General features: G+C 41.1%; 20 protein-coding genes. 9 read left to right on the forward strand and 11 right to left on the reverse strand.

The window, feature by feature from the left end:
• Positions 1 to 139: 139 nt before the first annotated feature.
• Positions 140 to 649, forward strand: a complete 510-nt coding sequence (locus ACP14Y_RS13485; protein WP_424963456.1) for a hypothetical protein — start codon at positions 140 to 142, stop codon at positions 647 to 649.
• A 77-nt stretch (positions 650 to 726) separates the two neighbouring features.
• On the opposite strand, the gene ACP14Y_RS13490 is transcribed toward ACP14Y_RS13485, so the two are convergent.
• A complete protein-coding gene (locus ACP14Y_RS13490) occupies positions 727 to 1,575 on the reverse strand; it encodes a TolB family protein (RefSeq protein WP_424963457.1) in 849 nt (282 codons plus the stop codon).
• A 94-nt stretch (positions 1,576 to 1,669) separates the two neighbouring features.
• Here ACP14Y_RS13490 and ACP14Y_RS13495 point away from each other — a divergent pair, with 94 nt between their 5' ends.
• Both ACP14Y_RS13495 and ACP14Y_RS13500 read left to right on the forward strand, forming a co-directional pair.
• Entirely contained in the window at positions 1,670 to 3,286 is a 1,617-nt protein-coding gene (locus tag ACP14Y_RS13495) for an amidase (RefSeq protein WP_424963458.1), read from the forward strand.
• A complete protein-coding gene (locus ACP14Y_RS13500; protein ID WP_424963459.1) occupies positions 3,283 to 3,939 on the forward strand; it encodes a hypothetical protein in 657 nt (218 codons plus the stop codon). Before ACP14Y_RS13495 ends, ACP14Y_RS13500 begins: the two co-directional genes overlap by 4 nt.
• Here ACP14Y_RS13500 and ACP14Y_RS13505 read toward each other — a convergent pair.
• Positions 3,914 to 5,161, reverse strand: a complete 1,248-nt coding sequence (locus ACP14Y_RS13505; protein ID WP_424963460.1) for a 3-phosphoshikimate 1-carboxyvinyltransferase — start codon at positions 5,159 to 5,161, stop codon at positions 3,914 to 3,916. The two genes, ACP14Y_RS13500 and ACP14Y_RS13505, sit on opposite strands and share 26 nt — an antisense overlap.
• Before the next feature lie 69 nt (positions 5,162 to 5,230).
• Between ACP14Y_RS13505 and ACP14Y_RS13510 the strand changes: the two genes are divergently transcribed.
• Positions 5,231 to 5,386: a hypothetical protein gene (locus ACP14Y_RS13510; RefSeq protein WP_349564524.1), complete on the forward strand. Its 156-nt coding sequence runs from the start codon at positions 5,231 to 5,233 to the stop codon at positions 5,384 to 5,386.
• Here the strand turns inward: ACP14Y_RS13510 and aroB are convergent.
• Positions 5,379 to 6,401 (reverse strand): 3-dehydroquinate synthase, encoded by a 1,023-nt coding sequence (gene aroB, locus ACP14Y_RS13515; protein WP_424963461.1) that lies wholly within the window; start codon positions 6,399 to 6,401, stop codon positions 5,379 to 5,381. The two genes, ACP14Y_RS13510 and aroB, sit on opposite strands and share 8 nt — an antisense overlap.
• A 61-nt stretch (positions 6,402 to 6,462) precedes the next feature.
• On the opposite strand from aroB, the gene ACP14Y_RS13520 reads away from it, so the two are divergent.
• Both ACP14Y_RS13520 and lysS read left to right on the forward strand, forming a co-directional pair.
• Entirely contained in the window at positions 6,463 to 7,641 is a 1,179-nt protein-coding gene (locus ACP14Y_RS13520; protein ID WP_424963462.1) for a proline dehydrogenase family protein, read from the forward strand.
• Between the two features lie 38 nt (positions 7,642 to 7,679).
• Positions 7,680 to 9,398, forward strand: a complete 1,719-nt coding sequence (lysS, locus tag ACP14Y_RS13525; protein WP_424963463.1) for a lysine--tRNA ligase — start codon at positions 7,680 to 7,682, stop codon at positions 9,396 to 9,398.
• Positions 9,399 to 9,988: 590 nt separating this feature from the next.
• Here the strand turns inward: lysS and ACP14Y_RS13530 are convergent.
• A complete protein-coding gene (locus tag ACP14Y_RS13530) occupies positions 9,989 to 10,411 on the reverse strand; it encodes a DUF1801 domain-containing protein (RefSeq protein ID WP_424963464.1) in 423 nt (140 codons plus the stop codon).
• 76 nt (positions 10,412 to 10,487) lie between these two features.
• Positions 10,488 to 10,865, reverse strand: a complete 378-nt coding sequence (locus ACP14Y_RS13535) for a SnoaL-like domain-containing protein (RefSeq protein WP_424963465.1) — start codon at positions 10,863 to 10,865, stop codon at positions 10,488 to 10,490.
• A gap of 133 nt (positions 10,866 to 10,998) precedes the next feature.
• On the opposite strand from ACP14Y_RS13535, the gene ACP14Y_RS13540 reads away from it, so the two are divergent.
• Entirely contained in the window at positions 10,999 to 11,871 is an 873-nt protein-coding gene (locus ACP14Y_RS13540) for a DUF6268 family outer membrane beta-barrel protein (protein ID WP_424963466.1), read from the forward strand.
• 222 nt (positions 11,872 to 12,093) lie between these two features.
• Here the strand turns inward: ACP14Y_RS13540 and ACP14Y_RS13545 are convergent, their stop codons facing one another.
• From ACP14Y_RS13545 to ACP14Y_RS13555, 3 genes are all read right to left on the reverse strand, one after another.
• Positions 12,094 to 13,233, reverse strand: a complete 1,140-nt coding sequence (locus ACP14Y_RS13545) for a lycopene cyclase family protein (protein WP_424963467.1) — start codon at positions 13,231 to 13,233, stop codon at positions 12,094 to 12,096.
• Positions 13,234 to 13,325: 92 nt separating this feature from the next.
• Positions 13,326 to 13,571: a hypothetical protein gene (locus ACP14Y_RS13550; protein WP_424963468.1), complete on the reverse strand. Its 246-nt coding sequence runs from the start codon at positions 13,569 to 13,571 to the stop codon at positions 13,326 to 13,328.
• Between the two features lie 5 nt (positions 13,572 to 13,576).
• Complete coding sequence (locus ACP14Y_RS13555; RefSeq protein WP_424963469.1) at positions 13,577 to 15,979, reverse strand: carboxypeptidase-like regulatory domain-containing protein; 2,403 nt, start codon at positions 15,977 to 15,979, stop codon at positions 13,577 to 13,579.
• A 241-nt stretch (positions 15,980 to 16,220) separates the two neighbouring features.
• Here ACP14Y_RS13555 and ACP14Y_RS13560 point away from each other — a divergent pair, with 241 nt between their 5' ends.
• Together ACP14Y_RS13560 and ACP14Y_RS13565 are read left to right on the forward strand one after the other, a co-directional pair.
• Positions 16,221 to 17,261: a sensor histidine kinase gene (locus ACP14Y_RS13560; protein WP_424963470.1), complete on the forward strand. Its 1,041-nt coding sequence runs from the start codon at positions 16,221 to 16,223 to the stop codon at positions 17,259 to 17,261.
• On the forward strand, positions 17,258 to 18,019 hold the full coding sequence (locus tag ACP14Y_RS13565) for a LytR/AlgR family response regulator transcription factor (RefSeq protein WP_424963471.1): 762 nt from the start codon (positions 17,258 to 17,260) through the stop codon (positions 18,017 to 18,019). Before ACP14Y_RS13560 ends, ACP14Y_RS13565 begins: the two co-directional genes overlap by 4 nt.
• Here ACP14Y_RS13565 and ACP14Y_RS13570 read toward each other — a convergent pair.
• Genes ACP14Y_RS13570 through ACP14Y_RS13580 form a run of 3 tightly spaced genes read right to left on the reverse strand, consistent with a single transcriptional unit; the run spans position 18,013 to position 20,109 of the window.
• On the reverse strand, positions 18,013 to 18,375 hold the full coding sequence (locus ACP14Y_RS13570; protein ID WP_424963472.1) for a hypothetical protein: 363 nt from the start codon (positions 18,373 to 18,375) through the stop codon (positions 18,013 to 18,015). The two genes, ACP14Y_RS13565 and ACP14Y_RS13570, sit on opposite strands and share 7 nt — an antisense overlap.
• Positions 18,360 to 19,109, reverse strand: a complete 750-nt coding sequence (locus ACP14Y_RS13575) for a LytR/AlgR family response regulator transcription factor (protein WP_424963473.1) — start codon at positions 19,107 to 19,109, stop codon at positions 18,360 to 18,362. The genes ACP14Y_RS13570 and ACP14Y_RS13575 overlap by 16 nt, the downstream gene beginning before the upstream one ends.
• Complete coding sequence (locus ACP14Y_RS13580; protein ID WP_424963474.1) at positions 19,084 to 20,109, reverse strand: sensor histidine kinase; 1,026 nt, start codon at positions 20,107 to 20,109, stop codon at positions 19,084 to 19,086. Before ACP14Y_RS13580 ends, ACP14Y_RS13575 begins: the two co-directional genes overlap by 26 nt.
• Positions 20,110 to 20,167: the final 58 nt, after the last annotated feature.

The raw sequence follows: 20,167 nt of genomic DNA on the forward strand, positions 1-20,167 counted from the left end.
TAAAGCTAGATAATGACAAAGCAAATGTCTGTATCTCTTAGAGATGGATAATAAAATTTAACTAAACTTTACTTCTAGTGTATGATATACTACAAGTTTCAATGATTGATTTGGTTTATTCGGTAAAAATTAAACAGATATGAAAGCTACACTACTAGTTACAGTTTTAATTACATCGTTTGGAATAATGGCTCAGCAGCCCCCAAAGCCTTCAGAAGAGGATTTGTCTAAAATGGATTTTTGGGTTGGAAAATGGAACTTGACATGGGATGGAGGTAAGGGGACCAATCTGATTGAGAAGAAACTTGACGGCCGGGTTATACAGGAAAATTTTGAAGCGACGGAAGGAAATTACAAGGGATACCTTGGAATGAGCATCAGCACGTTTAATCCAGCTGACGGGAAGTGGCATCAGGCATGGGCTGACAACCAGGGTGGTTATATTGATTTAATTGGAATCATGGATGGAGAAACTCGAATCTTTCAGACTACCAATTTTCGTAAGCAGCCCGATGGCAAAGAATCAGTTTCCCGGATGCGGTTTTACAACATTACAGAAGATGCGTTTACCTGGGATTGGGAAGCTACAACGGATGGAGGAGAAACCTGGAATCTGAATTGGAGGATCAATTATAAACGAGCAGAATAACCCAGATAAGCGAAGAAGTATGTAACCCCTCCCCAGGAGGGGATTTTACCTTTTTATTGAATTAAACGTAGGTTAATTTACTCCGCAGCAACAGCCAGTTTTTTTCCATCCGGAGATACAGCTAATCTAGTGATCGACGTGATGCCTTGCTTGCTCAAGTCTGCAAATTGCTTCCATTCCGAGTCATTTGACCAAACAAAAAGTTTGGCCCCATCAGCCATCAGGATTTCCCCTTTTGGGGTCCAGCAGTAATCTTCTCCGCTACCAACCGTATTGGTAATTTCAGCTGCTTCACGAATTACAGGACTCATTCGCATAATAGTCCAGTTCTCAGCAGTTTTGTCCACATAGCTAAAGTCTTTAGAATCCGGAATTTTATGAAGTGACCTTCCAATGTTTTCACCAACTATGACTGTCTCTCCTGTTTTCGTGTTAATAATCTGCATAGTGGCAGGATCACCTAACACAAAGGCAACTATTCGTGCATCGTCAACCCAGGCGTGATATCCTATTTTCAGTTTCGGGACTAATACTTCATTTTTTCCATTGAACCTATAGGCATAAAGCAATTGTAATCCGGAAGTATCCAAACGGATACTCGAAATTCTACCGTCAGGTGTTGGGGTAGGAGAATATTCACTTCCTTGTTTAGTATTTGATATAATTAGCGTGTTTTTGGAGTCAAAATAGTATCGTGCAATGTCAGTCTGGCCATTAATGGTTCTGGCGTACAAAACAGATTCTCCATCTGACCAAAATGAAGGTTGATTATCATACCCTTCATTTTTTGATATGTTAAGAGGTTTTTCAATCAGCAAACCTTCGGAAGATCGACGAAGATCCATGACATAGATTTCAGTGTTTGGCTGTGCCTGACTAAAGGAATAGCTGAAAAGAGTGATGATAGCAAATAGAAGTTTTCTCATAATAGGTCTTAATTGTATAGCCGGTTTGATTCCGAAAATTCAGTGGTTAAATTTAGTGCTTCGACTTTAACTAACCTTCCAAAATGAACCTAACATGAAACGAAGAAATTTCATCCAACTTAGCGCAATTACCGGGGCAATCCCTTTTCTTGGAATAAAAGCGTGTGCACCTACTGAATCTTCATCAGAAAATGCAAAAGCCGAGGAGCAACCATTTGAGCTCGAAGAATGGACTGTTGCACAATTGAGAGATGCGATGGAATCCGGCAAATACACTTCACGTCAAATTTGCGAGTTATATCTGAAGCGAATCAAAGAAAAGGATCAATCATCAAACGGGCTGAATAGCGTCCTTGAATCCAACCCTGATGCCCTGTCCATTGCAGATCAGATGGATAAAGAGCGAGCGGAAGGAAATGTGAGAGGACCATTGCACGGTATTCCGGTGATGATAAAGGATAATATTGATACCGGAGACAAAATGATGACAACTGCAGGCTCCATGGCGCTCGCAGGAACCACTGCGCCGGATGATGCTTTCATTGTTAAAAAATTAAGAGAATCCGGAGCTGTCCTTTTAGGAAAAACAAACCTAAGTGAATGGGCGAATTTTAGGTCGTTTCGTTCATCAAGCGGCTGGAGTGGGAGAGGGCGCCAAACCAGAAATCCTTATGCGTTGGATCGAAATCCATGTGGTTCCAGCTCAGGGTCAGGGTCTGCGGTTTCAGGAAACATGTGTGCACTGACAATTGGAACAGAGACCAATGGATCGATCGTCTGTCCATCTTCAGCCAATGGTGTGGTTGGTATCAAACCCACCGTGGGATTATGGAGCAGAGACGGAATCATTCCCATTTCCGAAACACAGGATACCGCCGGGCCCATGGGAAGAACAGTGGCTGATGCTGCAAGTTTGTTGGGGGCATGTATTGGCATGGATGATGCTGATAAACGAACGGCAGAGAGTGAAGGTAATAGCTATACGGATTACACCCAATTTCTGGATGCAAACGGACTGCAAGGTAAGCGAATAGGAGTGCTTAGTGGGACACTTGGCTATCATGAGCGGGTGGATGAAATCATGGAACAAGCATTCACAGCAATGGAGGCACAAGGAGCAACCTTAGTCCAAGACATCAAACTGTATGAAAATGATGCCTATGGAAATTCAGGTTTGGAGCTGTTACTTTATGAATTTAAAGATGGTTTGACCAAATATCTGGCTACTCGTCCGGATGTAAAAGTTAAATCGCTGGCGGATGTCATTCAATTCAACAAAGACAATGCAGAGATAGAGATGCCATATTTTCCCCAAGGTATTTTAGAGCGAGCTGAGAACAAAGGACCTTTGACTGATGAAGAATACAAAGAACACTTAAAGGTGGTCACGGAAGTTTCCAGAAACGGAATAAATAATGCTTTGAAAGAAAATAACCTGGATGCCATCATTGGGGTAACCGGGGGGCCTGCCTGGCCCATTGATGTAATCAATGGAGATCACTTTGGGACGGGCAGCTCCACACCTGCAGCCCGATCCGGATATCCGAATATTACTGTTCCTGCAGGTTATGTGCATGGTTTACCAGTAGGTATGTCCATTTTCGGAGGAAAGTATCAGGAGCCGAAGCTTATCAGTATTGCCTACGCGTTTGAGCAGGCAACAAAGATTAGAAAAGCACCTAAGTTATTACCAACTTTAGATTTGATATGATAAAAGCGATATTAAAATTTTTGGGTGCTGGACTGGTTGTTCTCATCATTATTGGAATTCTGGCCTACTTATTCATTGATGAGTCCGTACCTGATGGCACACAAGGACAAGAAGCAGAGGCTTTAGCGGATGAAATGCTGAAAGCATTAAATAAATCCGGTTATGATACCCTTGCGATGATTAGATTTACCTATCCGGGTGATCACAACTATGAGTGGGATATAGACAACAACAAGGTAAGGGTTCGATGGGATGACAGAGATGTTTTTCTTGACTTGAATCAATCATCTGATGAACTAAATGCCATCGAGTATCAAGCGTATGAGTACTTTTTGAATGACACGTTTTGGTTGGTGGCTCCCTTTAAAGTGCGAGATGAAGGAGTTATGCGATCTACCGTCAATGTAAAAAACGGAAGAGGGCTGTTGGTTACTTACACCACTGGAGGGGTAACTCCAGGAGATTCTTATTTATGGATCATTGGTGATGATGGCTTTCCCAAAGCCTGGAAGCTCTGGACTTCAAATGTTCCCATCGGTGGGTTGAAAGTAGGCTGGGGCGGCTGGGTAGAAAAAGAGGGCGTTTGGTTTTCTACTTTTCACCCGAGTGCGGTTATTGATTTGGAAATTACGGATTTAGAGGTAGGTTACTAGATTCTTGTATTTCAATTGAGAGTCGTTTTATTTCATCCCAATATCCAGGATAAGATTTTTCAACTACCGATGGATCATCAATGGTTACATCCATTTTCAAACATAGAGGCGCAAATGCCATGGCCATGCGATGATCTTCATAGGTTTCAATTGTAACAGCATCAGGAAGATGATCCGATGGGATTAGATACCACATCTTATCATTTTCTGTGAGAGTAGCTCCAATTTTAGCTAGCTCATGTTGCATTGCTGCTATACGATCCGTCTCTTTTATTTTCAGGCTTTCCAGGCCGGTCATTTCTAATTCAATTCCAATTACAGCAGCTGAAACCATGACTGTTTGTGCCAGATCAGGGCAGCTTCTAAAATCAATCGTGAGTTTTTTTTGATTGAGTGGTAGCTTTCTCAAATACACCGCGTTCTGTTCAAATTGTGTTTCAACACCCAAATCATTCATGATGGTGGCAATGGCAATATCTCCTTGAGTTGAATCTTTCCTCAGGGTGGGTAATTGAAGTTTGGAATCCTCTGGTGCCATCGAAATGAACGAATACCAGTAGCTTGCTCCAGACCAATCACCTTCGATGGTATATTCAACGGGTTGATAGGTTTGACGTGAAACTTTAATCGAATTTCCAGTCCACTCATTTCCCACTCCAAAAGCCTTCATCAACGAAAGGGTCATTTCAATGTATGGTCGGCTGTAGATCTCAGAGGTCAATGTAATTTCTAGCCCCTGCTCCATGCTTGGGACAATCATCAGCAAAGCACTAATGTATTGACTACTAATATTTCCCGGAATAGCGATTTTGTTTGTAAGCTGGTTTTCGATTCGATGGATTTTTAACGGAGGATATCCATCTTTCTCCAGGTATTCAATCTTAGCTCCAATGGTTCGTAGCGCATCTACAAGAGGTCCTATTGGACGGTTTTTCATTCGATCTGTGCCTGTGATTATTTCACCCTGTCCATGAATTGCCAGATATGCAGTCAAAAATCGCATGGTGGTGCCGGCATCTTTTACATCATAAACATCAGGTTTTCCCTGCAGCAATGAACGCATGGTTTGTGTATCTCGAGCATTGGAAAGGTTGTGAATATCAGCCACATTTCCACCAGCCAAAGCGTTGATAATGAGTGCACGATTACTTTCACTTTTAGAAGATTCCAGTGTAATGGCACCTTTTAATCTGGAATTATCCCTTTTTAGTCGATTCTTCAATTTTTGGCAGGCTTTTTGACAAACATTATTACAACTTTTTACGTTGCTAAGATGTCAATAAATTATAATATGTCAAGATCACGTACCATAGGAACAATCTTCGCCTCTATCGCCATAGGAGCTCTTACCTTCTTTCTAAGCTCGCCCAAAAAAACGGTAAAAAAGAAAGAACAACAGACTTCTCAAGACGACAGAAACAGCGACAAAGAAGACCTGTTTATTTAAGAATATTCTTAAGTACAGTTTCTTCAACTAGTACATCGTGGGCGCATGCCCCAATTTTTTTTAACAATGAAAACCTGATGCCTTGCGCATCATTTTTTTTGTCTTGTAAAAGATGGCTTCTGAGCATTTCATAGTTTGGAAGTTGCAGATTTAGATTATAAACAGATCTAATAAATTCGTTGATTTCTGCACTCTCACCCTGACTCAGCAAACCTACTGTTGCAGCAATTTCATTTTCGAGTATCATACCCAATGCTATCGCCTCTCCGTGTAACAGAGGAGTATCAGAATTCAAAAAATGGGATTCCAACGCATGTCCTATAGTATGGCCATAGTTTAAAATCTTCCGAGCGTCGGCTTCAAACGGATCTTCCTGAACCACTTTACTTTTGATGCTGATGGATTTTGGAATAATTTCATTCCAGTTGATTTTCTCAAATGAATGTCGGTTCAGGTACTCCCACTGCTCTGCATCTCTAATCAAAGCATGTTTGATTATTTCAGCAAATCCTGATTTTAGCTCTCTTTCAGGGAGAGTTTTAAGGAATGCGGTATTGATTATAACACAGACCGGATTCTGGAAAACGCCAATATGGTTCTTCAAACCTTCAAAATCAACCCCCAACTTACCTCCAATACTTGCATCCACTTGGGAAAGTAACGTGGTTGGTATATTAATAAACGGCATTCCTCTTTTGTAGGTACTGGCAGCAAATCCGCCCATATCTCCGATAACACCACCTCCAAGATTGATCAAGAGACTTTTACGTGAGCATCCAATTGCTGTCAGTTGAGTCCAGATCTTAATGCATGTTTCCAGTGTTTTATATTGCTCACCACTTTGAATTTCGATTTGAGCATCAACCGAAACATGTAAGTGAGGGAAGCAATACTTTTTGGTATTCTCATCTACCAGTACAACGATTTTATCCGGATTCAACGTTTCAATTGCCTTGCTTAAATCGCTATTGATTTCCGTTGAAATAGTAAGATATGAAGGAAGATTACTAGACATTTGATTAAACAGATAATGGTGTGAATCTGTTAGCTATCTTTGCACACCGATTTTCAAAAATATGCAATCAGAGTCAATCAATTTTGATGATACCGCAACTGCTTTTGCGCATCGATCAACGTCGGAGCTGAAGAACTCACATTTTGTTTTCTCCACCATGAGTATGCCCTGGATGGTGAAAACAGGTACAGTGATGACTAACCTTGCACTGAAGTTGAAATTACCTGTTAAAGGGATCATTAAGAAGACAATCTTCAATCAATTTTGTGGAGGAGAATCCATCAAGGATTGCAGTAATACCATTAATAGACTAGGTGATCATAACGTGCAGACCATCCTTGATTATTCGGTGGAGGGACTGAAAAATGAAGATGGGTATGATGCCACCAAGGAAGAGGCTTTGAGAGTTATTGATTTTGCTTCGACCAATGATCATATTCCTTTTTGTGTATTAAAGCTTTCCGGATTGGGATCTACCGACTTGATGACGAAGGCACAGAATAAGGAGCAGCTTACTGAGATTGAAAAAACGAAACTCTATAACTGTGAGCAGCGTGTAGATGAGATCGTACACAAAGCAGGTAGCAAGGGTCTGATGGTCATGATTGATGCTGAGGAATCATGGTTTCAAAGCTTTATTGATGGTATAGCTTATCGCATGATGGCTAAATACAATAAGGAACGACCGATTGTCTATAACACCTATCAAATGTATCGTCATGATATGTTGGACAGGCTTACACGAGCACAGATCGAAGCAGAGGTGAGTGGTTATTACCTGGGAGCTAAATTGGTAAGAGGTGCTTACATGGAAAAGGAAAGAGACAGAGCAGAAGAAATGGGATACGAATCCCCTATTCATGCGACCAAGGAAGCTGTTGATAAGGATTACGACGAAGCGTTGAAGTTTTGTATGCAGCACATTGACCGTATGGGGCTATGTGCCGGGACACATAATGAAAATTCTAGCAAGTTGTTGGCCAGGCTTATGGAAGAGCAGGAAATATCCAAGAAAGACAATCGAGTTTTTTTTGCTCAGTTATTAGGAATGAGTGACAACATTTCATTCAAGCTGGCTGACTTGGGCTACAATGTGGCTAAGTATGTTCCTTATGGTCCGGTTGAAAAAGTACTTCCCTATCTATTCAGAAGAGCAGAAGAAAACACATCCATAGCTGGGCAAAGTGGAAGAGAATATACCCTGGTAAAAAAGGAACTAAGAAGACGTAAGTCTGCCTGATAATCAGATTTTAAAAATAAGAATACAAGCAAAACAAAATGCAGTTAAGCGAACAGGAAATCCAACGAAGAAAATCCAGAGAGGAACTGATGGCAATGGGGGTTGACCCATACCCTGCCGAATCATTTGATGTGAATATGACTGCCAAACACATCAAGAAAAATTTTGATAGTCGCCCCGGTGATTACACCAACATTTCAATGGCTGGACGAATCATGAGCAGAAGGATCATGGGATCTGCATCGTTCGCTGAGCTGCAAGATTCAAGTGGCCGTATTCAGATCTATTTACGAAGAGATGATATCTGCCCGGGTGAGGATAAATCACTCTACAATGATGTGTTCAAAAAGAAGTTGGATATCGGCGACATTATTGGTATCAAAGGCTATGTCTTTAAAACAGAGGTAGGAGAAATCTCTGTTCATGTAACTGAGCTAAAGCTGCTGACTAAATCACTTCGTCCGCTTCCAATAGTGAAGGAAACGACTGATGAAGAGGGCAATAAGAAGACGTATGATGCATTCAAAGATCCCGAGCAGCGATATCGTCAACGGTACCTGGATTTGATTGTGAATCCTGAAGTGAAAGACACCTTCATTCAACGGACTAAGTTGGTAAACTCCATACGGGAATTTCTTGCTAATAAAGGCTATCTGGAAGTTGAAACGCCTATTCTTCAGCCACTTTATGGAGGTGCGGCTGCTCGTCCGTTCAAAACGCACCATAACACATTGGATATGACGCTCTATTTACGCATCGCGAATGAGCTGTATCTGAAAAGACTAATTGTAGGCGGATACGATGGCGTGTTTGAGTTTGCCAAGGATTTTCGTAATGAGGGAATGAGCCGGTTCCACAACCCGGAATTCACTCAAGTAGAGCTTTATGTTGCTTACAAGGATTACAACTGGATGATGGACCTCATGGAAGCCATGATCGAAAAAGTAGCACTTGACCTTCACGGAGATACCAAAGTGCAGGTTGGTGAAAACGTAATTAATTTCCAGCGTCCGTGGAAGCGCTTTACCATGTTTGAGGCGATTGAGCACTTTACCGAAATTGACATTTCGGAAATGGATGAGAAAGAATTAAGAGAAACCGCTAAGAAGCTGGAAGTGCCTTTGGACGATACGATGGCAAAGGGAAAAATCATCGATGAGATCTTCGGTGAGAAATGTGAGCCGTTATTGATCCAGCCAACATTTATTACCGATTATCCTGTGGAGATGTCTCCGCTGACAAAAAAACACCGATCCAGGGAAGGACTTGTGGAGCGATTCGAAGCAATCTGTAACGGAAAAGAAATCATGAACTCTTACTCAGAGTTGAATGATCCAGTGGATCAGCGGGAGCGATTTGAGGAGCAGCTGGAGTTGGGTAAAAGAGGGGACGATGAGGCCATGACACTGGATGAGGATTTCCTTCGTGCCTTGGAATTTGGAATGCCTCCTACCGCCGGCGTGGGTCTCGGCATTGATCGATTGACCATGATCATGACCAATTCCAATTCCATCCAGGATGTACTCTTCTTCCCTCAGATGCGACCGGAAGTGAAGTCCCGAGCAGCCGAGCTTGAAGGTGACGCAAAAGCTGTGTTTGAGATGTTGGAAAAAGAAGAAAAGGTCGAGCTGAATGCACTCAAAGATCAGTCTGGACTGTCGAATAAGAAATGGGATAAAGCCATCAAAAAGCTTACTCAAGGTGGATTTGCTAAGGTGAACAAGACCGATGAGGGGTTGTTTGTGGAGGTGGTTTAACAAATCCGTATTTATGTCATTTCGAACCGGAGGTTCGATGGTGAGAAATCTATACCTGGTGGTTTTTGTACTTTTATTTCGTTTCGTGAGGACACGAACCGTGGCTGAGATCAGACATTGAGATTCCTAAGTCTCGTCGTTCCTCGCAAGGGAAAATGAATTTTGTGGAGGTGGATTATTTAATCCCACCCCTGACCTCTCCCAGGAGGGGAATTACATTGTCCAAAGATTTTCTAGTTAAGCCAGGAATTCCCCCTTTGAAGGCGGTCCGACGTTTAGTGGTGTGGTGGAAATGTGCGAGGGAGGGGGATGTAATTCTCTTATCCACCCAACCCCAACAGCGGCATCTTCTTCAACTTGTGATAAGTCTAAGCTATTGTATTGGTTTGTGTCTCCACAAACCAAAATCTTTAAAAAATGGTATTTCGTGAGGACACGAACCGAGGTGGTAGAAGCCCTATTCCTTTGGGAGGCCCAGAGGCCGAGTCATGGGAATCTCGTTCAAGGTCAGCAAATGAATATGAGATTCCCAAGTCTCGTTCGTGCCTCACTCGCAAGGGAATACCGACAAATTAAAAGGGAGATGTTAACTATTTCTCACCCAAACCCAACAATGGGAGCTGTTTCACTTTATGATAAGTCAGAGCCGCTTTAATACATTGCTTCAATTCTTTTTCAGGTACTTTTTCATCCAGCTTAAATACAATGGCACGAGTGGTTTCATAATTGAATAGGTCGCCGAAAGCCAACTGAAAGGATGGTACAAGTTTGCTGGTACATTTGAAGTACATGGCGTACTGATCCGGTTTCTTTTCCTTCCAATCGATGCGTATGGTGCTGCCATGCTTGGTGAGGTAGCTGGGCTCTCCCCATTTCAGTGTTTCTTCCAGATCAGTGATGCCAATTTCATCAGCTGTTTCTAAGATGAGTTTGCGGAGATGTACAACTTTTTCCTTCGCTTGAGGAGGGTAGGAGGAGATGACGGATTCTATTGTAGTAGGATCAACTTTCATTTTCATCAAAGATAGAGGAGTAAACAAAAACCGCCATCCCTGACGGTTGATGTCTTATGATTCTTTCGGTTTGAGATTATGCAAACTCAGGCATAGGGGTGTAGAAGAATTGCTCCTTCACCACTTTTCCATCGTTTACCTCATACACGCATATCTCATCCATGTTGATTGGTTGATCCATACCTTTAAGGGTCACTTTGGATTTCATGGTCATTGAGAAGAAATTTTCCGCAACAATGGGGTCAGAAATTTCCATCGTGTGAAATTCAGCGACCATTCCATGCCATTCTTCGGCTTTTTTCGCAATGGCGTCCAATCCCTGTACAGTACCCCAAAAGGCATCTTCCGGCTCTACACTTTTGATGTCAGGTGAGTAAAATTTTTGGATGCATTCATCCCATTTTCCTTCTTTGCACATGGCTACAAATTCGTTGGCTACTTCTTGAGTTGTCATGATTTTTATCTGTTAGTATTAAACATGATTCAAAGAAATGAGTTGGAGTGACAGCCCTATGTCACTGACTTTAGTCGAAATAAAAAAAATCTTCGTTTGTGGTGAATAAAATTTTCCGATCTTGGCGGATTCGATGCGGAAGCTACTTTTCATACTTACCCTGTTGGTCTTTCATTTTAGCCATTCACAATACTTGGATTTGGCTAAACTGGAGTATACCTATCTGCCAGGTGAGGATTCCAATTTTGAATATCAGCGTCAGCGAGCGCTATTCAATATTCCGTTCAAAGTAAGAGATAAAGGCTACTTCTTTGCAGGACTTGATTTCAGCAACATTCAGTTTAAGTACAAGGAAGATCAGGACTCTTACGATAAAAGGGAGACAGAAAATTTCAAGTCCCTGGATCTGGCGATCTCATATATTTATGAACTAACGAATGATTGGTATGTGGGTATGCAGGTTGCTCCTTCCTTTACCAGCAACCTGGAAGGGAGATTAGTAAGAAAGGACTTTCTGGTTTCGGGTCTTGTAGTGTTTGTAAAAAATAAGATGAATCCGGAGGAGGTAAAGAAGCCACACCGAATCATTGCAGGATTATATTATTCCAGCAATACTCGTTTCCCGGCTCCATTTCCTTTTTTCAGTTATTACCGAAAGTTTCATGAAAAGTGGTCGTACACCATTGGGGGACCATCCTCAAGTCTGAAGTACTATTTTAATGAGAAAAACCGGTTGCAACTTTATGCCGAAGGCGATGGATTTAACTCAAATATTCAAAATGGGGTCTTGATCAATGATGAGATATTTGCGGATCGTTTACGAATGTTTTTGATACTAGCTGGACTCAGGTATGAATACAGTATCTCAGACTATTTTGAAGCATATGTAAATCTGACCCGTACGGTGTTTGCGGATGTGCAGCTTAGGGAAGGGAAAGAAAATGTATTTTTCCCATCGATTGATAATGCCATGCTTTACCGGATAGGAGTGAGATGTAGGATTTAATTGCTATTGTCATTTCGACGATAGGAGAAATCCTTAAAATCTGAAATCGCTAAAGGTTGAGTAAATATTTCTCGCTGCTCCCGCGTGTACGGCTAGGTAGCTCGAAGACTTCAAAAAACTTTTTTTCAAAATCCTCCCTCTAACTCCCTCCGAAGGGAGAAATAATTTGTGTTTTTTGAAGTCTAAAATCGGAATGCTGCTCCTGCTCCAGAGAGGGAAGTTTCACTTGAAGAAAGTTCCAAAGAAGGCCTGCCAAAACTGAGGTTTATTCAATGAAAACATCACTTTAATATCTTCTGATAAACTACTTTCTTCATCCAAAAACCGGAATACTGATTTGATACCTGGTTTGGTATAAAGTCGGGTGAAAATATCTTCTCCCAAATCGTTTCTTGCCGAAAGCACATTCAGGAATATAGAGTCATACATTCGAAATCGTGAGGTTGCAATTCCTTTTTCAGGTCGTCTGCTATTTTTGATATTTTCCACCATCATGGAAGAGTATCGATCGGCATTTTTGAATGAATAACCCGAGGACGGTCGCACCCAGCCACCTGCTGTGCCGATTTTTGTGGTGTGCTTTGAGTGGTGTTTGTGAAATGGATAATCTGACATAGGTATCATGCCTTGCTCCACTTCTGTTATTTCGTAATCGAATAGATTTAAGTATGTTTTCAGATACTTTTCCAGGTATTGATCGTATTCACCCACCATTAGCAACTGATCATTGAAAAGAGTGAACTCTACTAAGGCTTCCGTTTCTGAAACAGGCAGTACATAGGTGAAACTGGTGCTGTCCTTCCATTTCAGTCGATAATCCATCATGGTGAAAGAGTCCGGATCAAATACCGGCTTTTTGGTTTTAATAAACCAACCTTTAAAATGCTGAATCAGCGAGTGATAGTCGTCTTGTCGATCATGAAATCCTTGTGGAATACGGCTATCAAAAATATGTATTGCTGAATAATGATCTTTTGAGCCTTCAATTTTCTGACCCTCAATATTGGCAATCTCATCAATGATCCAAGTGACATTTGAAGCTGAGGCTAATTCGTCTTTGGCAGAGCGGTAGAAGTCAGCCGAACGTACCATCTTGTACCGGTAAGGGCTCAGATCAAAATCAATGGTTTCTTTATTGTTGATGAATGCCCCGTGCCGCCAGGAATGAGTAGCTAGTTTGTCCCATTTGGTTTCTCCCCGCTCCCAAAAGCACCAGGTTCGATCATTCGTATTCTTATGATCCTTGTCTAGAATTAAAATATTCTTCTCCTTGAAATAAGCATCACGGATCATTTTAAGCACAAGTTGAAGGCCTGCTGCTCCTGCTCCAATAATGGCATAATCGTATTGCTTCTTATCCATTGGGGTTAAAGATAAAGAGCCTTGCAAAAGCAAGACTCCCTATTCTCCAAACTATTACTCGTCTCATTAAATCATTTATTCCACTTTTTGTTTTAGTGATCTAGTTCTGAGCATTCAAATCCGACTTTTTCCAGAATTACTGCAATATTTTTACAGGAGAGCACATAGGACTCTACCTTCAAAACATGCTCCCAATCATCAAGATCTACCGTCCATCTTTTTATGCAATGAAGCTGACTAAATGCATGGTCGACTTTTCTGACATCATCTGGGGTACTGATATTACTTTTAAGAATAAGGACGTTAAGGTCTTGTTTTGGTCTAGTGAGTATTTCCATGTCTACTAAAATTGAATGCGATACATTACATCAGGGAAGAAACCGATCTGCTCTACCACGTTAATCTGGTCGGTCACAGAATTGTACCTTCTTACAAATTCATTCTTTCTGTTGGTCACATTTTGAAAATCCACAAAGAACTGATGAGATACTTTCGGACGGTTCATACGAACGCCAAGTTTCACATCCCATCGAAAATATTCACCATAACTTTCGCTGTAGGCAACTTCTTCCATCCGGATTTCTCTTCCTGCATTATCTCGTGTTGCTTGTAGGTCAATAGGAGTGTATGGACGACCACCGGAAGTAGTCATTTTGGTGTCAAACGTCCATGCGTTTCGACCATTCGGTCCAAACTTCCACTCTTTACCGAAGAGTACATTCAAAACATAGTTGTTGTTAAATGCGGTACTTCTTTCCACTCCGTCACTTCCTTCATATTGTGAATCAAATAGCGATGCAGTTAGTAACATGTAGTAGTTGTTGCTGAAGAACTTTTCGAGTGTGGTTTCTATCCCATAATTGGATCCCGAACCCTCATTCACGAGTGAGCCTTTCTCCTCGAAAATGAAATCATTTCCTTCATTCAACACTGAGTAGCTGGATGGTGTAGGTTCCACTGGTACATCATAAAGGCTTTGATAGTACACTTCTGTTTTTAACCTCCAGTTGGTTCCCAGGTTGCGGTCCATTGCCAGTACAAAGTGATGCGCTTTCATGAAGTTTAGATCTTCATTTGTTCGTTCGGTCATACCTTGTGAAGTCTCCTCCTGAAGGAAAAGTATAGGGGTAGGAATGGCTTGTCCATGCAATCCATAAGCGAGACTCCAACGCTGTACGGGACTACTTTGCCAACTGGCGGCTGCTCTTGGCTCCAGGATAAAGTCATTCATAAATTCGTGATACTGGGTATGCACACCGAATGTGGTTGATATATCATCTGTGAATTTGTACTCTGCCTGAGCATATGTCTGAAGGAGATTGAATTGCTCGTCTACATCTCTGAAGATTAGAAAGTAGTCCGGCACACCATCATTGTTATTATCCGGTATTGATGCACGATCGTCTCTATCCTCTATGAAAAGATTCAAATCATAGGTTTCGTTTAGGAAACCAGCCCTCATACTCCATTGGGAATTAAACTTTGTATTGAGTGTGGAAGTGATGGTGTATCTGTTTTCTCTGTTTCGAAGATTGGTTGCACGGTATTTGCCAATGAGTTCATCATTTACATCAAGCATGCGGTTATCCTGAATGTATTCATTGAAGTTGGTCGAAGCACCCAAAGAAGTCTTCAAATAGGTATTCTGAGATAGTCTAAGTGTGTGCGCAAGCCCCATGAGGCCCAATTCGTTTTCTACAAATGCATTCTGGGATGGGTCGGCGAAAAGATCTGTTTCATCAATTTCATCTCCCAGGAAATCGATGCTGCTTTTGCCGCCAAGTCCAAAGAGTTCAAACCTTCCAATTTTAGTATTGCCAAGGTTTACTTTAAACGATAAATCCTGATAATACGGGGTAGCCGAGGTTCCGGTGGCAGCCAGACTGGCGATTCCATACCGGTAGGATGCGACGAATGATGAGTTATTCTTTTTGTTTAGCGGCCCCTCAGCCATAAACTCCAGCCCGCTAAATGCGGACATTTGCCCAGTGAACTCAAACTTATCAGTGTTGCCGTTTCTAAAGAAGACATCAAAAACTGCTGCATTGGCATTCCCATATTCAGCAGGAAATGCTCCGGTAAGAAAATCAGATGTACGAAGCAAGTTGGTGTTTAGCGCATTTACAGGACCTCCGGTGGTTCCCTGGGTTGCAAAGTGATTGGTTGTCGCAATTGGAATTCCTTCTACCCGCCAAAGCAAACCCACAGGTGAGTTACCTCTTACTACAATGTCATTTCGTGCATCGTTGGTGGCGTTTACTCCCGCAAAAGAAGTAGCCAGTTTTGCCACATCATTTCTCCCTCCTGAGAAACGGGTCACTTCTTCAAGGCTAAAGGTTCTGGCACTGACTTTTGCCAGATCATTAATAGGAAGGTCTTTGTCTGCATCGGCCGTGACCACCACCTCTTCCAATTTTTCAACTGATTCTTCCAGCAGGACCCGAAGTACGACTTCCTTTCCTGATGTTACCAGGACATTAGGAAGTGTAATGCTTTTGTATCCGAGATAAGTGACTGCAAAGGTTTGCCTACCGACCCGCACATTTTCAATTCGAAACTTTCCATCTACATCAGCGACGGCACCTTGCACTGGGTCAGATCCCACAAGCTGGATAGTAGCCCCGATCAGTGGGTACTCAGCCTGTGCGTCTAAAATGATTCCCTTTACGGTTTGATCCTGAGCAAGACTGACAATGGATGTCAGGATGCCCAGAATAGTAATAATGATAGCTTTTGAGTTCTTCATCGTGTTGAGTGTTGGTTTTGATGCTAACCTACGAGTGCAAATAGGGTGCGGAAACGCTTTTTGAAGCGATATGGTATATTAGATAGTTCAAACCGGAGAATCTGCGCCTGAACTGTGTTTCATTAATTGACAAGATGTAAATCAGGTTTCAGTTCCCTTTATTTCCATTTCACACCCTGAAATCTCAGGTTCGCATATGTACTATTTTGCTGGGTGGTGTTCACTATCTTTATTCACAATAATGGGAAAGCTGAATGAAGTACATGTTCGTTGGATAGGCATTTTTTTGGTAGCCGTGTTGGCTACTTTAAATGATGGCGATGATCATATGGCTAATGAGCCGCTATGGTTTCACTATTTCGTTTCGCTGTGCTTTACAGCCGTCTATTGGAATGGCGCCTGGGCAATTATTTATTTCTTCAGGAGAAAATTTCCTGAAATCAGTAAAACAAAGAGACGAATATCACTTACTGGCTTGAGTATGATTATTTGGATGTCGATCGGGGGGATTCCATTGAAACTGATTTTTGATGTTGTTTCATGGAAGGAGGTCATGACGCTGCAGGAGCATCTGAGGTATATCCCTTTCAATTTCGTCATAGCAGCAGTAGTCTCTCTTTCCTATGAGGCTTTTTATTTTTTTGAAAAGTGGAAGGACCAATTTCGCTTGTATGAACAATTGAAAAATCAGCAAATACGAACGCAATACGAAGTTTTACAGAATCAGATGAGTCCGCACTTTCTTTTTAATAGTCTGAATACACTTACCTCAATCATTCCTGAGGATGCAGACGCTGCAGTGGCCTTTACGGAAAAACTTTCAGAGGTTTACAGATATATTCTTCAAAATAAAGATCGGGAATTGGTTAGCCTAAAGGAGGAGTTGGATTTTGTGGAATCGTATTTGTTTTTATTACGAATGAGGTACCCGAATAATTTGAGTTTCCAATTCAATATCGACAAAAAGTATCTGGGATTGACAATTCCTCCTTTAACGCTTCAGATGCTGGTGGAGAATGCGATCAAGCACAATGTGGTATCAAAGGCAAAACCACTTCATATCGACATTTACATTGATAATGGTAAGTCAGTAGTAGTGAAGAACAATCTTCAGCTAAAAGGGTCACTAGAAAAATCAACCAAGACCGGATTAGAGAATATTCGTAAGAGATATAGCATTTTGGGTAACCGGAAAATTGATGTGATTACAAGTGCCAGTAACTACATGGTGGCCGTTCCTTTAATTGACTTGTTGGAAGAAAAAGATTTACACCTGGTATGAAGGTATTGATCATAGAAGATGAAGCACCGGCCTTCCGGCGACTGGAGAAAATACTCCATGAAATCGATCCAACAATTGAAATTGTGGAGGTTTTGGATAGTGTGGAGGACACTGTGAAATGGCTTAAAAATCATGAACAACCTGACTTGGCATTATTGGATATCCAAATCAGTGACGGGATCAGTTTTCAGATATTTGATGAGACAGAAGTCGCTTGCCCTGTCATATTTACCACTGCTTTTGATGAGTATTTACTTAAAGCATTTAAGGTAAATAGTATCGATTATTTGCTGAAACCAATTAAGAAAGAAGACTTACAAGGTGCCTTGGATAAGTACAGGAATCTGAAAGTCAGCTACAATCAAAATGGAATTGATATGGCGACTCTGCTTAGTCAAATCAATCTGACCGAAACCAAATACAAGTCCAGATTTCTCGTGAAGCAAGGGGATAAGATGATGGCTATTCGATCCGAGGATATTGTTTGTTTTCATACCAAACATGGAGTGGTTCATATCTTCACGAAGAATGAAAAATCCTATTTGTCAGATTTTACACTGGATGAGTTAGCACAGCAACTAGACCCTCAAGATTTCTGTAGGGCTAATCGACAATTCGTTCTAAATGCCAATTACATCATCGCTGTTCATAAGTATTTTAAAGGAAAACTTTTGGTAGAGCTTGAACATTTCGATGAGGAGCAAATAATTGTGAGCAGCGAAAAGGCGACCACTTTTAAGCAGTGGCTGAATCAATAATTCGGTTTAGGTTTTTTCTTTTTTCTGCCCGTCAAGAATCGAAAAGCATCCACCATTTTATAAGTACCTATTACACCTGTGATGCCACCAGCTACGAGAAGAGCTTGCCCTGCTTCGTCATTTTCTCGACCAAGCATAAGACCACCTGCAATGGTGGTGGTATATCCAAGTGTGGCTATGAGTATTCCGCTCTGAAATTTCCTTTGCGATTGTTCAAGGTTTAGGTTGATTTCATTTACACCTGCCTCCAGCTTCATGATTCTGTTTTTTAATGAATCGTAAGATGAGGGTGTCTGTGCAAAAAGGGTGGTGGAGGTGATGAAGATTAAAAAGCTGATTGTTATGCGATAAACCATTCTTTAAAAGGATTGACTTTTTCTCTGCTCAACACAAGTTCTTCCGAGCTTGGTATTGCCAATGATAACGATAATCGTTGATTTTTATAAGGTTTTAAAGCTGTTATGGCTTCCTTGTTCACAATGTGCTTTCTGTTGATTCTGAAAAATGATCTTTGCGAAAGAAGGCCCTGTTCAAGTTGCTCTAACGTAAAATCAGTCACATATACTTTACCCTCTATAAGGTCAGCAGCATGAACTACTTTGTTTTTGGAATAAAATATAGCCAATTCTGATTCCTTCTTGGGGATTAGGCGCTGACCTGATTTCAATAAGAACCGTTTGGTCTTTTCTGGCCCAAAACGATCCAGAATTGTTTTTATGTCTGAGTTTTCGGAATTGGTTTTTTCAAACTTTAAAATGGCTTTAGCCAGATCACTTTGGTCAATAGGTTTCAATAGATAGTGAAGGCTATTTACATCAAAGGCATCTAGCGTGTACTCATCATAAGCAGTTGTGAAGATGATTGGCACATCACACTTCAATTTTTTGAATATTTCAAAGCTGTTTCCGTCCGCAAGATGAATGTCACAAAAGATGAGGTCCAGATTGTCATGATGAGTGGAGAGGTATTGAACGGAATCCCGAACCGTATCAAGGGTCTTCAATACCTCATAGTTTGGATGATTATTAGCAATGATGCGTTTTAAGCGATCTGCAGCTATCTTCTCATCTTCTATTATTATGGTTTTCATGCGTGATGGATTCAATTACCGGTAGCTTAACAATAAACATACCCGAATTATTTACGATTTCAGGGGTTCTGGACGTGATTAGTACATACCTATTGGAAATGTTATTGAGTCCAATTCCTGAACGACTGGGTTTATTTGATCTAGCTTTCGTATTGTTCTCAACAATCAGTTGGTCATTTTGTTGGAAGATCCGGATTTTTAGTGTGTGCGCATTCGAGATTTCATTGTGTTTTATTGCATTCTCAATCAGCAGTTGGAGGGTGGAAGGGGGAATGCATTGATCTTTTTCTTGGACGTCTATTTCCACATCCAGATTCTTATGAAAACGAAGTTTTAAAAGAAAAAGGTAAGAGCTGATAAAAGAAAGTTCCTCATCTAATGATACAAGATTTTCGCGCTCAGTTTTAAGCAAATACCGATAGACTTTTGATAGTTCATTTACATATTTTACTGCTGCATCACTATCTTCCTCTATTACTGAGGTGAGAATATTTAGACTATTAAAGAGAAAGTGTGGGTTAACTTGATTTTTAAGGGCCTCAAGTTTGGCTTCAGTGGTTTGCTTTTTCAACTGCTCAGCTTCTAATCGTGAATTGCTGAGTGCGCGATTGTATTGATAAAGGGCATTGATGGAATGAAGGAATAGATTGATTCTGAAGGCAAAACCCAAGGTCTGTTTAAATCCTGGTAATAGAATATTCTGTGATGTGATAATCCCCACAACATACGATGCAATGATGGACAAAACAGAGACTACAACAATGCTTAGAAGAAAACGGTAGATAAGTTTGGGTGCAAGCTTTTCTATTTTTTTCCAGCATCTTTCTATCAAATGATTACATTCCCAAACAGCGAGCGTGAGTGACATTATCACAAGGAGCAATGTGAAATCTCCCAGGTTAGCGGATATGGCTTTATCTCCTTCCGTAAACTTGATGTTCAAAAAAGAATAAACTCCCAGGAGGGTTATGTAGATATATCTGTATTTGTTGGAGAACATTTTAGAAACAATACAAACCCTGCCCTTTAAAAGGGACAGGGTTATTTGTTGAATAAAA

Source organism: Ekhidna sp., from assembly GCF_965247405.1.
Lineage (GTDB): Bacteria > Bacteroidota > Bacteroidia > Cytophagales > Cyclobacteriaceae > Ekhidna.